At 30.9% G+C, this 13,438-nt stretch carries 12 protein-coding genes; all 12 read right to left on the bottom strand.

The genetic code is table 11. The features are described from left to right. Positions 1 to 324: 324 nt before the first annotated feature. Positions 325 to 1,449 carry a hypothetical protein gene (locus tag DMA14_RS06580; RefSeq protein ID WP_111423971.1) on the bottom strand — a complete coding sequence of 375 codons (1,125 nt, stop codon included), beginning with the start codon at positions 1,447 to 1,449 and terminating at the stop codon, positions 325 to 327. 99 nt (positions 1,450 to 1,548) lie between these two features. Continuing rightward, positions 1,549 to 5,226, bottom strand: a complete 3,678-nt coding sequence (locus DMA14_RS06575) for a hypothetical protein (RefSeq protein WP_111423970.1) — start codon at positions 5,224 to 5,226, stop codon at positions 1,549 to 1,551. 30 nt (positions 5,227 to 5,256) lie between these two features. Further along, entirely contained in the window at positions 5,257 to 7,320 is a 2,064-nt protein-coding gene (locus DMA14_RS06570; protein ID WP_111423969.1) for a hypothetical protein, read from the bottom strand. Between the two features lie 73 nt (positions 7,321 to 7,393). Next, entirely contained in the window at positions 7,394 to 7,885 is a 492-nt protein-coding gene (locus tag DMA14_RS06565) for a hypothetical protein (protein WP_111423968.1), read from the bottom strand. 27 nt (positions 7,886 to 7,912) lie between these two features. Then, positions 7,913 to 8,365, bottom strand: coding sequence for a CHAP domain-containing protein (locus DMA14_RS06560; protein WP_111423967.1), 453 nt, complete (start codon positions 8,363 to 8,365; stop codon positions 7,913 to 7,915). Continuing rightward, complete coding sequence (locus DMA14_RS06555; protein ID WP_083219804.1) at positions 8,362 to 8,649, bottom strand: methyl-accepting chemotaxis protein; 288 nt, start codon at positions 8,647 to 8,649, stop codon at positions 8,362 to 8,364. The genes DMA14_RS06560 and DMA14_RS06555 overlap by 4 nt, the downstream gene beginning before the upstream one ends. Before the next feature lie 310 nt (positions 8,650 to 8,959). Beyond that, positions 8,960 to 9,205: a hypothetical protein gene (locus tag DMA14_RS06550; protein WP_111423966.1), complete on the bottom strand. Its 246-nt coding sequence runs from the start codon at positions 9,203 to 9,205 to the stop codon at positions 8,960 to 8,962. 805 nt (positions 9,206 to 10,010) lie between these two features. Next, positions 10,011 to 10,304 (bottom strand): hypothetical protein, encoded by a 294-nt coding sequence (locus DMA14_RS06545; protein WP_111423965.1) that lies wholly within the window; start codon positions 10,302 to 10,304, stop codon positions 10,011 to 10,013. Positions 10,305 to 11,660: 1,356 nt separating this feature from the next. After that, positions 11,661 to 11,900 carry a hypothetical protein gene (locus tag DMA14_RS06540; protein WP_066032510.1) on the bottom strand — a complete coding sequence of 80 codons (240 nt, stop codon included), beginning with the start codon at positions 11,898 to 11,900 and terminating at the stop codon, positions 11,661 to 11,663. Between the two features lie 268 nt (positions 11,901 to 12,168). After that, entirely contained in the window at positions 12,169 to 12,885 is a 717-nt protein-coding gene (locus DMA14_RS06535; protein WP_111423964.1) for a DUF3164 family protein, read from the bottom strand. Between the two features lie 28 nt (positions 12,886 to 12,913). After that, positions 12,914 to 13,192 carry a hypothetical protein gene (locus DMA14_RS06530; protein ID WP_111423963.1) on the bottom strand — a complete coding sequence of 93 codons (279 nt, stop codon included), beginning with the start codon at positions 13,190 to 13,192 and terminating at the stop codon, positions 12,914 to 12,916. Continuing rightward, on the bottom strand, positions 13,185 to 13,322 hold the full coding sequence (locus DMA14_RS22730; protein ID WP_157957683.1) for a hypothetical protein: 138 nt from the start codon (positions 13,320 to 13,322) through the stop codon (positions 13,185 to 13,187). The genes DMA14_RS06530 and DMA14_RS22730 overlap by 8 nt, the downstream gene beginning before the upstream one ends. Positions 13,323 to 13,438 lie beyond the last annotated feature (116 nt).

Here is a 13,438-nt window from a genome sequence, read left to right as displayed (position 1 = left end):
CAACTGCAAGGTTGTTGAACACTTGTATTGTAACACTTAACAGAGTTGTACAGAAAGTGGACAGCTATGCTTTTTTCAAGGTGAAAAAGCTAGTCTTTGAATGAAAATAAAAGGGAAATTTCTCAATATTTAGAAATTGAGATTGCGCGCTTGAATTAAGCCGTTTTTAGAAAGTGAGAGATATAAATCTCAATAGAAATAAGGATTTTAAATACGCTTACAGAACAATGGCATCAGGAAAGATGTCTGTGCTTTAAGGAAAAGAAAACTATCTTTTACTGCGCTTAAAATAAAGCGCAGTATTGAGATAGTATCTTGTAAAAACTAATTGTAATATTCGATTTTTCTTTCGGCAACCAAAGTCGGTTCTCCTTCTGGTGTTCCTTCAAGGAACATATTGCATTTTATCCAGTTGTTATGGCTGTCGTATTCGTAGGTGTAGTAACGAACTTTTACTTTAAGATTTTGTTCTGAATTGTCAGGAATAAATTCTTTTTTTATAAGATCTCCTTGCTCGTTATAAAACTTTATAAAATTTTTGGTTGGATTGGAAATTTCTCCAGGTCCCGTGACATAATATTTTACTTTTTCTACATAATCTTTTGTAGGGTGATAAGAGTATTCTTCTTTAGCTACTATTTTTTCACAGCCATACATGGTTGTTTGTGTTATTCTACCTTGCTTATCGTATTTATACTGTAATTGCAAGTCATCACAAAAAGGACTTTCTGTACCCATATCTGTATAAGGTATGTTTTTACTAAAAGCACCTTTAATTATTTTTTGGTTTGCAACAAGGCCGTCTTTATCATAAATAAACAATTTCCGAGTTCTTAAATCGCCATCATTAGGTTTTTTGTCATCTATTGTTGGAGCCGCTCGGTAAACACAAAAAGATTGTTCTTCTTGAATTCGTCCTTGTTTATCATAGATGTAATTATAGACATCTACGTCGTATTCTTGCCATATTTTATCTCCAATAATTACTGTATCTTTATGCACATTGATTTTGTTTAACTTTTGAAGTAAATTATGATTGTTTATTGGGATATATTGCTTTAATGATATTTTATGCTTGTTTTTTTCTATCCAATCATTCTCATCATACTTGTAAGACTTTGTTTTCTTTTTATCGAAATTAATTACATAGTTTTTACTTAAAGAAGATCCGAGCCTCTCTTTGATTCGGCCAAGTCTGTCAAAGTATATATACTTATAACCATGGATGTCATTATTACGCAAAAAATCACTTTTCTCAACCTCTGTTAAGTTTTGTTTGGCAACATCCATTTTTGAGTAAACAATTTTTACAGAATCTTTTAAATTTTGACCCGTAAAATCATTTCGTTTTTCGAATAGTAAACTGCTATATTCTTGTTTAGCTTGTGCTTTAACATTAATTGAGAATAGTAATGTGTTGAGTAACAAAATTGAAAGTAAAAATTTCATAAATATCATCTTGTTTTTCTAAATGAAAATAAATTTAATAATTAAAAATAAGGATATTAACCTGATTTATTCTCATTTTTTTCCAATAATTTTTTGAGATTAATCTTCTAATAGTTTAAAAACTTTTTTCCCTTCAATACGACCATTAGAGTTTGGGGGAACAAATATGTTTCGAATGTTTTGATAAATAAAACGTAAGGGATCATCCTCTTTGAAATAAGATATTGCACCTTTTTCATATAATTTTGCCTCATACGTTAACGTTGCCGCCAAATCTAGTCCAACTCCAGCGGTCAATAATGCTTCACCTCCTTTTAGAGTCCCACCAATTGCACCACCTAATGTGCCTTCCAGTGTTATATCAAGTTTCCCTAAATCAGTAACAAAACTGAAAAAGTCTATAATATCAGAAGTATTGTAATCAAGATCTTTTGGCTGTTGTCCATCCATATATAAATTGGCAACTATAACACCTTTGACATATTCTTTAAAAACATTCAAATATGTATTAATTGTGGGTTTTTTGCTATCATCTTCTTCGTCAATCATTTTATCTATTTTCCATAAAAGCCCTCTAACTGAATTTCCGGGAATTTGATCTTTACCATATAGGTAATTGTAGTATAATTCACCTTCTATCTTTTTTTTGTGATTCTCATTTTTATTATACTCTTTGATAGCATTTTCAATTAGAGTTCTATATTTTACAATAGTTGTATCTACTTTCTCTTGATCAGATTTCTCCAAGTTGACAATATATTTTAAGTATAATTTCTTTAAAGTAAATTCAAAAACTTGACGAATTAAGCTTGGATTAATTTCCATTTTCATGTCAAGTCCCAAACCGGCTATAACGAAAAAATTGTCTGGACCTATGTTCTCTAGAGTTGCATTTAATATTTTTGTCGTTAATTGTATTTCTGTATTTTCTTGATCACCTGAATTATATGCATCGACAGTTCTGTTTGTAAGACTATCGTCATTTACAACTTTTTTAATCAATATTTTTTTACCTCTATTATCGTGTAAGTACCCAATTTTTTTGCGATATTCAATGCTTTTAACCAATTTAAAAATGCTTTCAAAATCATAGTAGTCTCGATTATTTTCATTTTTTAACATATCGAATAGCACTCCCATATCAATATTATATTTTACTTCTGTACCTGGCTGACAAATGCTGCCTACATCTCCTGTATTAGTCGCAAAATATATGGATACCTCTGTATCAACATTATTGTCTAGATTATCGCCTCGTTTATATTTGAGTGTTCTATTATTATTTGTTGAATTAATGGCATTAAGGTCTATATGGTCAAAAGCAAAATCTAATGCATTTATTAAGTTAGGACTTGATTTCCTATTAAGCTTCCAGTTAATTCCATACATTAATTGTACGTCAAATGACAAAAGACTAGTTAGCAAAGTAGTTATATTTCCAATTGGGGTAATTCCAGCAAAAAGTTTATAAAGAAGTCCCATTTTAAGTTTTGTATCTAGAACTGCCTTAACATAGTTTTTGCAATCTATTTCAATATTTTCGAAAACTCTATGCTTCTCTTCACCTTCGTAGGGCATTGTTCCATAATCTGCTTTAAAACTAAAGGAAACGCCTGCATTAAAATTAGCATCAACACTTAAACTTGGTAACTTATTTAAAAGATTCCCAGCCTCTCCAAAACTTCTATTTGTATTTTGGACCTCAGGACTTTCTGAATTTTCGGTAGGCATTCGGAGGCCATTCTCGTTATCTGGACCTATTTCTGAAAGAAGTCCCGCACTGATGCTAGAATCCACTCCAATCTCCATATTTGTTAAATATTGATTTGGATCAAGATTAAGTATTTCGAAATGATTTAAAATTTTTGCCAATGAGTTTATGATTGAACCTGCAAAAACACTCATAATCATTGTTAATAATGCTGTCTCGTCTTTTCGTACTGGAAAAGTATACTCTGTTGATATACTGAAATCTACACCGACACTAGCACTAACACCTGTCCCGATTTCAAATTTTCTCCTAGATCTTCCATGACCAAACCTTTGGCCTAGTTTTATAGTATATCCTTGGTATTCATCGATAGAAACTCCTAGAGCAGATTTTACTTTATAAACTATTTTTAATTCCTCTCGATCAGTTATCTCACGTTTGAGACTTTTTTCAATTTCACCTTTAGTATTAATAGGAAGCCCCCAAGTAACGTTTGCTTTAGCGTCAAGCACGCCACCCAGCCCTCTTGGCCAATTGCTAGCTACAGAAATAGCAAAATTGTAAGCAGACTTAAAAAAGGCAAGAGTTTCATCATATAATTCTTTAGCATCATTTTTTACTTCGTTGATTACTGAAGAGAGACTGTCAATAAGAATATCTAGCCCATGGTCAACAACATAATCCATTATTGATGTTTGAGGAGCCCCTGGAAATATAGGAGGCAAAACAACAGGGACTAACATGTCATTATACCTAAAACTTAAAAAATAAAACATTGAATCTGCAAACTGTCTTGAAGGGATTCTAACGTTTTTGCCTTCAACCATTTTAAAAGAAGTAGTATTTCCTTCAGCATCAAAATTAATTTTTGCTTTTGGATTCAAGTTTTCCATTTTTTTTAAAAAACGATTGTAATTTGGAAGAGCTGATTCTGAATCGGTTGTTTTAACATTGAAAATATTTACATCATCAAGATGGTTAACCTTATATCTTTCGTAGCCATTGTCTCCTATTACTCCCCATTCTTTTACATCTTCTCCAACCTGTTCTATGTTATAATAATAAATTAGATTAAGATAAAATTGATAACGGGCATCTTCACTTCTTTTGTCTTTAGGAAATAATTCTCTTTTTGGTAATGTGAAAATAACAGAATTATCGTACGGATTTTTTATAGGGAATCCATTAGAATCACCACTATAATAATTGTCTATTACAATTTGTGAAAGAGTGTCTCCTTTCTCCACTTTGTGTAACTTAGCATTGTCGTCATCAAATAATAAAGGTGGTGTATTTTCTTCTTCTAAAGAAAAGTCCAATAGGGTTTCTGTGTTACTAAATTCAAGTTTAGTATCTATTGTTTTAATACTAAATGTGAAACCAGAATCATCAATTTTTTTTTCTTGAATAAATTTTTGAACTTTTTTGTTTTTTAAAAGGTCGTTTTTACTTTTAGGAGATGGATTTATTATTGTATCCTTAGCATTGCTAATCCCTTTGTGCACAATTGTTCCTGTTATAACAGAATCAGTTTCAACTTTTATGATTTCACCATTTTCAGTTAATGAAATAGAATATTCATATTTATTGTTGGCAAATGATTGTTTGAAATTTAATTGTTTGTTAGAGGCACTTCCGATGTATTTTTTTCTTTCCGAATCAAAGAATTCATTACCTAAAAACTTTCTGTCAATTGCAAGTAATGTTTCAGAATTTACTGTTCCTGTTATTGATATTCCATCCCAAGATTGAAATTTCTCGATGGCATCTTTTAAATTTGTATCAAATTTAAATGTATTGGTATTTAATTCAGTAATAACAAAACCAGGATATATATCATTTCGTTCATTAATAAAATTTAGAGCAACTTTAATTAATTTTACAGCTTCATTTTCTGCTCCTATTTTTAATGGGCTATTAATTGTATCATTTTTTGCAAGCCTTACTAAAAAAGGATTATTGCGAAGAATTAAACTCTGAAGGGTACCTCCATTATTACTATTTACAAGGCTTTGTTCTGCTAATGGAATATTACCTATAGCATCTTTTGATATATATATTGGCATAGTTTAAATTTTATTATTTTTAATTTGTTCCTAATTTGCACTGGTTAAACTAATGGGGAGGTTATTATATGTGATATCATTTACAGAATTTGAAATATCTATGTAAAACAATGTAGCATTCTCATTTTCTACAACAATGGGTGTTCCTAATGTTAAAACATAGTTCTCCAAAGTATATCTTTCGAAATTTTGATAGGTATGTTCCTTACATTTTATATATAAAGGATGACTGGAGAATTCACCTTCTGTTTGTTGATATGTTTTTAAAGCATTGTACTCATTGTGAGTGAAAGTAATAGCTTCGAAGGTTTGAAAAATGGAATCATATTCACTTAAATCCCCTGATCTTGAATAAGAAAGAAATTTGAATATATTGTTTTCATTTTGAGGATCTGGAACTGAAAATTTGCGTAACTCAAAGTTCAAATTTTGTGCAGTTTTTGCAATTTGATTTAAAAAACCTATATGGGGATTTGTAGTATTTTCATAATCATAATCCGATGTTTTGAAACTTAAATTAAATTTTCCTTTTCCAATCAATGAAATTGGACTATCAGGCTTATTTTTAGTACTCTTGTAAAGAGTATTATCTTTGAAAGAAAAGAAGGTTACATGATTTTTGTCAACTGCAATACCAGAAGTAGGTAAATATGCCTCACCTTTTGATGAATCAATAATGATAGGCGAATTTATAGAAGAATAAGTGTAGACTCTAAAATCACCATCGATTAGGTTATCGAAACCAAAAACATTGTTCATTTTTAAGGAGAAAAAATTATTCCATATTGATGAAATATTTTCTTTGTTATTTTTATTTCCTTTTGTTGATTTTTTTAGAAGATAATAATTTGCACCTAATTTGTTATCATCATATTTCCAGCTCTTTAATTTTATGCCTTCTGATTGTTCCAATTCTATCGAATTAGTACTATCATCATCAGCAATTATGAAGTGTTTTTTTTGAGTTGTATCCTTTTCAGTTGAAATTTTACCAACGTATGAGGAAAGAAAGTTTGAATTTACAGGGCTTCCAATATTTACAGGAATTTTGATATGAAACCACTTTTTGCTATTATTATAAACTTGATTAGTAATTTTAAGGATTGGCCAATCAGTATAATAATTCATATCAGTATATACAGGATCCTTGACAGCACTATCTGCTGAGTAAAAACCAACGCTTAACTCGTCTTTGAACTTAAAGAAGTGATTGTATGAAAAACCCCAATCATCTCTGATATCAATATAAACCGTATTTTTATTGTAAAACTTCTTTAAGAAGTTATCACCGCTATCGACACCTTTTATTCTTAATCCCTGATTTTTTGTAGCACCATAAAATGCAGTAATATCAACATAGTTTAAGATTTCTTCTTTCTTAAATCGGTTATTGAATTTTACTTTAAGTTTATCAGCTTCAGTTGCATTGCTGTCAATTACTAGTTTATCGATTTCTAATGTATGGTTTGAAGCTTTTAATAGTTTTAATGTTGGCTCATAACCAATCATATCAAGGACAACTTCGATTCCCGCAAGAGTTGACCCGCCAGCAAATTTTCCAATTTGGCATCCAGCTTCAACAATAAGCGGATGGAAACTATCGGTATCGTCAAAAAATATTTTTTCGATAAAAGTAGTATCGGGAAGTTCAGAAAAGTTTAGGCCTAAGCAGTCTGGTTTAGCAATTAAATTGGTGCCATTTTTTGCATTTAGTTTATCTTGTACTTCTTTGATGACTTTAAGAATATTGCTTGAATCCCATGTTCCATCAGATTCTGGAATGTTTTGAAGCGCATCAACCAATGATGATTTTTTAATTCCTCTGTAAATAAACATTTTTACAGGGAACCCACTCACATAAGTATTTAATGGAAGCAATGCGATGTTTAATAAGGAAGAATTGGAATTACTTGGCATTGCCAATACTAAAGATTTTGTAATGGCATAGGCTGGAGCATCCTCAGAAACAGTAAAATTATTATCTAAATTGTATTTTTCAACACTCCCTACGTCGGGTTGTTGTCCAAAAGCCAATTCTGCTAATTGATCCGTTTCTATTGAACTTTCTTTTGTAAAAAAATATATTTTTGACATATGTTTATTTTTATATTCTAAAATCCATTTGAAAATTTTAGAATGAATTATTTTTAAAATTGTTTACCTGATTCTAGAATAGCCTATAGAATCTTGCAATTGGTTTGACAGCATAATAAACCAGCACCAAAAGAAAAATCCTCCCAAGCCAAATCTGCACCTTTTGCCAAAAAGTCAAATAGTTCACAAATTTTGTGGTGTTGATGGTTTTTACTTCAGTTTCCTTAACCTGTTGTGATTTCCAGCGAGCATAGAGTTCCTGCTCTTTGAGTTCGCAATCTACGTTGAGTTTGTTGTTCTCAAGACGAACCCTTGGGCTTTTTAATGTACGCCCTGGTTCGGCCTGAGTAACATTCTTAACAACTACTTTTCCGTTTTGGCATTCCAGCAAAGCTTTATAAGAGCTGCTGTCTTTCTGAATTTTAAAAACAGTATCATGTACCGTTTCTTTGATAGTAATAGTTTTTGCTTTTTCTTCACTTAGAACCGGTTTCGGGCTTTTGCACGAAACCAGAACTAAGATTAAAAAAAACAAAAAAACAAGACGTTTTAAATTATGGATCATAAGTTATAATTTGATTGTTTCTGATTTCTAGAGCCTTAAAAAGCCTTTAATACTTTTAATCTCTCTTTTTCTTCTGGCTACTTTATAGCCTTCGCGGCCTCCCATGTCGTTTGTATTGCCTTCAATGGTGTAGATAAGTGTTCCTGCAACTTTGTCGACAATTCCGGCATGACCAGTTCCGTTTTTAAAGTCTAGAATAAAGACATCTCCTGGTTGAGGTTCTTTTTTAACTAAAGCTTTGCTTGAGTTATATTGGTCGAGCACGCCCCCAGTTTTCTTTAAAGGGTTTTTGACACCTAATTGTAATGCCGCTTTTTGAGTGCACCAGTAAGCAAAAGCCATACACCATGGATATCCTTTTGCGAGTCCGACACTTCTCAAATAAATTTCGACTTCAGGACCAGCATTGCTGTTTCGTGGCATTTCTTCAACGCCAACCTGAGCAATTGCAATTTCTAAGGTTTTTTGGGCTAATGTCATTGCTGTTTTCCGTTTAGTTGTTTAAATTTTTGTAGTTCATCGACTAGTTGCTGATTAATCAGCATGAGTTCTTTATGCTGTATTTCCATTTTTTTTATGGTTTCGGTTGCTGAGGTCAATCGGGCAGTAAGATCATCAAGTAAGTCACGGTAATATTTTACAGCGCTCACGGCATTGTCTAGTTCGGCGGCTCTGTCCTCAGCCAATGATTTTCTCATCGAGAAAAACCAAGTAATAAATGCTGCAAAAAATGCAGTAAGAGTGGGGTATAGAAACTGTTCCATTTAATGTTTAAAAAATATATGTTAGGATTGAATTTTGTTTTTGGGAGAAACAGCTTTTTGAGTATTGTTATTTGGGAGAAATAAGGCCTAGTTTTCTGTTCTTAATTGCTGCAGTTGTTTCCTTTTGTGAGTACAAAGATTGGCTTAAAAAAGCAGTAAAAAAAACAAATGAAAGGTGCTTAAACACTTGTATTCTGGTGCTTTACAGAGTTGTTCAGTCAATGAACAACGAGCTTTTTTACTGAAAAAAAAGGCACATCTTTGCAGAGCAATTCAGCTGAAATATTACTTGTCAAATAAGCTTAATAGTTTATAAAGTTTTGGTTTGATTTTGCAGCAGTTCTTCAATCTTTTTGAGCTCAGATGTAATAGGAGTACAAAGAATCTCATACAATGTAGTACGCGAAATTGGATAAATCGGATAAATGTATTTACGCCAAACTACAGTAGTAGGAATATCTTCAGTTTTATGTTTTTGATATAATTCTTTGATAAGCTTGTAGCGTAAAAGTTTATTTTTTTGGATACCAAGACTTCTGTTGTTAGATATTGCCATAATGAAAGAGGTAAAAATGATTAAATGAATTGTTTTTTAGATTAAAGTATTGCCTTAGAGGCATCAATGAATAATTATAAATGATATAACAGATAACCAAAACCATTTGATCCTAATATATCAATGGCCGCTCTTCTTCTAATGCCGAAATGTTCCGGAGCTTCGTCCTGAAGCCATTCTGCCGAAATAACTTAATAATTTAAGTCTCCAGAGTCCGCACAACAATCCTGTTCCAGAATCATGAAAACACTGGAACACCCGGGAAAAAGAATGGTTTTGAGTTATTTGAATAGGGCAGTAAGCGCCCGCTTTTTCGGTTCCTGTTTTCTTAATCTTATTGAGAAAAACAGGAACCTTTTTTATTCTATAAGACTAAAAAATGTTTTAGCAACAGATTTGAGACTTCGGAGTAATCTGGTTTTATTTGAAGGCTTGTATTTTAAAACAAGTATTTTAATCAGTATCTTTTATTACTTTAAAATACTTGTTTTTTTATGAAGGAAGTATATTTATGAAAACCAATTTTAGTTCATATCTGTGCAAACAATTTGATTTTTTAGCCTGTTAATTTTAGGATCTGTGATGAGGTCTTTTTTTGCGCTCATTTTGGTATTGCTTAAAAGTAGAATTTATCTTAAAATTAATCCATTCACGAAAAGTCATTATAGGTTTTAAGTTTGTAGCAATTAATAAGGCTCCTAATAGTAAAGAAGCATAGATGTCATTGTTTGGGTGCATTGATTTATAGTTTTATGGGTTATTTTTGGTAGTATTAATTGAGTTTTTTTACGATTTAAATAGCAGTTTATTTTCTTTCGGCTATAAGGTTAAATTCATTCTCATCTATAAATGGATCTTCGTAGTAAGGTTTGAAATGATATTTTACTGCAAGATGAGTCACTTCTTTTATCTTTCTCTCTAGATCTAGTGAAACTGGCCTTGGTTCAGCTTCTGCATTTTCTAGAATATGCATCCATTGAAAACGTTCCTGATTGATACAGATGCGCTCTCCAGTGGTAAATGTTTTTATTTTTTCTGAGCAAAACTGAAGTGCAGTGTAAAGCTGTGCAATACGTTCTTTAATTTGATGATTATTCATTTTTTCGTAATTGTAAAATGGTTTTTAATTTTTTTAAATCATATTCGATAAGATTTCTTTCAGCACTATTTGGATTCTTAACGAGCCAGGATTCTAACTCCTGTATTTTTTCAATTATTTGCGAAATAGTCATTTTGATTTAGTTTTAAGGTTAATGAGTTTTTTATAGTTACAATCATGGGATAAAAGTTATTATTTCGTAAAAAGCACTTCTAAATTTCTTACAAATATCGAAAGTTATTTCGAATATCAAAATAAAAACGAAACTTTTTTCGATTTATTTTTTATTGTATTTATGTTTAGTGTTTTAATAGTTTTAAATCTGATCGATTTGGTGATGAGTGATTAATTGTGTCCCATAAATGACAAAGTATAAATGGTAATGCAAGCATTTTGTAAATCCAACAAGATGTTTTTCGAAACATATTTCGAATTTGTTTTTTGGATAGCGATTTATTAAGATTTGATTTTAAAGAAATTAAAAAGGAGTAGATTTGTTGGATTTTCGAATTAAAATGAAAAATTAAGAGTATTTTCAGAGAGGCATGAAAAAAGCCCAGATCGCAAAAAGAATTTTTAAGAACGGGCTAAAATTATTGAGGCTTTTAAATTGGTTCTTTAGTAAAATCAGTTAAGAGATTCTTTTTCGCAGATTAACAATAATTCTAATATTTCGATACTGATTTTTCCTTCTAAAAATAGTCTACGTAATAATTTTAAGTACTCTTGTTTTTTGGTAAGCATGATTATGTTTGTTATAGGTTAAGTAGTAAAATTCGTAATATTCAATATCCTATATTTGAGGTTTCACGTAAAGCGGTATCGGACTAAATTATAGGTCGAAATATTCTCTTAAAAATTAACATTTAGAGAGAAAATCTGTTTTTTGTCTATTTCTTTTTAAAAGAGTCTATAATTTGTCATTTTTGATAAAACAGAATTTGAGGATTGCTTTTTATGAAAAAAATGTAAATTCTATGCTATTGTGTTGATTCTTAATTAGAACTTCTTTTCAATAATTTTCATAACTCCTTTATTATTTATTTAACATTCTGTTGTTATAATGAATAATGAAAATGTTATGTTTGATTAGAAGAAAAAGCCTGTAAGAAATAAATTGCTACAGGCTTTTTCTATACTGGAATGTCAAGAGAACGTATTTTTTTAAGATTTTGGTCTTTAAGTTGTTTGTGGAGATTTGATTTCTCTTTTTACTGCAAAAATTTGTGAATCTAATGTGAAGACAAAGATGTGGACTTTAAATGCTTAATAAAAGAGAATGCAAGGTATTTGAACATTCATGTTCGAAGTTTTTACAATCTTGTACAGCAAAGTAAGTTTTGCTTATGCATAAAATTATGAAGCAGCTTTCTGGCTTAATTCTTCAATTTTTTTCAGTTCGATCGTTATAGGAGTACAAAGGATTTCGTATAATGTAGTTCGTGATATGGGGTAGATTGGGTAGATGTATTTACGCCAGACTACCGTAGTAGGAATGTCTTCAGTTTTGTGTTTTTGATATAATTCTTTTATAAGTTTATATCGAAGTAATTTGTTTTTCTGAATTCCCAAGCTTCTTTGATTGGATATAGGCATAGTAAAATGATTAAATGTTGAAATAAATGAATTAAAGTAATTTTAATGAAACTGCTTATTCTGCTACGAAAAGCGTTTTGGAAGGAGATGTTTTATCATAGTCCAGGGCATTTAAGATCTGTTAGCAATTCTCTTTTTGCGTTCGTTTTGATACTGTTTGAAAGTTGTGCTTATTTTGAAACTTAGCCATTCTCGAAATGTCAAAATAGGCTTTAAATTAGTTGCTATGAGTAATAATGCCAGTAGAGCTGATGCGTAAAAATCATTATTAGGCTGCATGGTTTTGGTTGTTTTGTTGATTAAAAAAGTCAAAAGCATATCCTTGTAAAAAATCCACAGAAGACATAGATAGCGGAATGTTGGTTCTAACTCCATTATCGTCTATTCTACTTGCCTCTATAAACCAGCTTGAGCGCACAGGTTTAAAAGACGAAGCGATAATTTCTACGCCATCAGTAAATTCTTCATTGTTAAATTCTTTCGTTAGTTTTTGAAGTTCTAAGACTCTTGAGCCTTTTAAATTTCCTTTGGCATCTTTTTTTAAGAGGTTAAAAACGATTTTTACTAATGATGCTGTTTCTTTGCTGGTAGAAAGAGAAGAAATGTAATTCTGTACCTTTTCAATCCCAATAGTTACCGTGTCGTCCCAACCCTCATTAATTCGGTATCCAATTGTAATTTCTTCTTTGTCATTAGAAAAAGTATGTGACATCTGTTTTTCTTTGAAACCATAAACTTGATTTTTTAAATCCAAAATAGTTTCAAATAATTGAAAGGTTTCAGTTTTGGCGTTTCTCATCATTTCTGATGTTTCGTGCAATCTAGAAAGTGCTTTAGGGATAGTTTCTGCAACTAGTTTTTTGTAAGCATCTCTCTCTTCATTTTTTTTATTTTCAATTCGGTATAAAGCATCTTTTAATTCTTGAGCAGAAAACTGAGATAAATCCATAGGTGAGTTGATTGTGTTTGTTAAAGAAGTGTTCATAATGGTTGTTTTTTTAATGTATTAATAATTAGTTGTACAGTATAATTTCATCTTTAAAAGGGTCGCCGTAATAAGGTTTAAAATTGTGCTTTAAGGCAAGTTTTGAGACCTCTTTTAATTTGTTTTCAATGTTTTTTGGAACGGGACGTGGAGAAGCGGTTTCGTCATCCAAAATATGCATCCATTGAAAACGTTCCTGATTGATGCAGATCCTTTCTCCGGCTGTAAAAGTTTTAGTTCGTTCAGAACAATATTGAAGTGCCAGATATAATTGGGCAATTCGTGCTTCGATTTGGCTTTTATTCATAATTTTTATTTAATAAGGTTTTTAATGTTTTAATATCTGATTCTATTAAATTTCTCTCAGGACTAGTAGGGTTCTCGATAAGCCAACTTTCTAGTTCCTGAATTTTCTCTTTGATTTGACTCGCGTTCATATTCTTTAAGTTTTTATGTAAATTGTGATTAGTATGATTCGTGATTAATATTACGCTTGTTTCGTAGTTTTATTCCTAATCAGCGTAGTGGATTAAAGAGCTTTGTTTTGTCGTGT

It is taken from the genome of Flavobacterium sharifuzzamanii (assembly GCF_003254585.1).
In the GTDB taxonomy this organism is placed as follows: domain Bacteria; phylum Bacteroidota; class Bacteroidia; order Flavobacteriales; family Flavobacteriaceae; genus Flavobacterium; species Flavobacterium sharifuzzamanii.
This window is presented reverse-complemented; position numbering and strand designations above follow the sequence as displayed.

Excerpts from the sequence above, each read along its gene's own strand:
- DMA14_RS06530 (WP_111423963.1), bottom strand. The coding sequence starts at position 13,192 with ATGAATAAAAGCCAAATCGAAGCACGAATTGCCCAATTATATCTGGCA.
- DMA14_RS06575 (WP_111423970.1), bottom strand. The coding sequence starts at position 5,226 with ATGCCAATATATATATCAAAAGATGCTATAGGTAATATTCCATTAGCA.
- DMA14_RS06550 (WP_111423966.1), bottom strand. The coding sequence starts at position 9,205 with ATGGCAATATCTAACAACAGAAGTCTTGGTATCCAAAAAAATAAACTT.
- DMA14_RS06555 (WP_083219804.1), bottom strand. The coding sequence starts at position 8,649 with ATGGAACAGTTTCTATACCCCACTCTTACTGCATTTTTTGCAGCATTT.
- DMA14_RS06580 (WP_111423971.1), bottom strand. The coding sequence starts at position 1,449 with ATGAAATTTTTACTTTCAATTTTGTTACTCAACACATTACTATTCTCA.
- DMA14_RS06540 (WP_066032510.1), bottom strand. The coding sequence starts at position 11,900 with ATGCCTATATCCAATCAAAGAAGCTTGGGAATTCAGAAAAACAAATTA.
- DMA14_RS06570 (WP_111423969.1), bottom strand. The coding sequence starts at position 7,320 with ATGTCAAAAATATATTTTTTTACAAAAGAAAGTTCAATAGAAACGGAT.
- DMA14_RS22730 (WP_157957683.1), bottom strand. The coding sequence starts at position 13,322 with ATGAACGCGAGTCAAATCAAAGAGAAAATTCAGGAACTAGAAAGTTGG.
- DMA14_RS06545 (WP_111423965.1), bottom strand. The coding sequence starts at position 10,304 with ATGAATAATCATCAAATTAAAGAACGTATTGCACAGCTTTACACTGCA.
- DMA14_RS06560 (WP_111423967.1), bottom strand. The coding sequence starts at position 8,365 with ATGACATTAGCCCAAAAAACCTTAGAAATTGCAATTGCTCAGGTTGGC.
- DMA14_RS06535 (WP_111423964.1), bottom strand. The coding sequence starts at position 12,885 with ATGAACACTTCTTTAACAAACACAATCAACTCACCTATGGATTTATCT.
- DMA14_RS06565 (WP_111423968.1), bottom strand. The coding sequence starts at position 7,885 with ATGATCCATAATTTAAAACGTCTTGTTTTTTTGTTTTTTTTAATCTTA.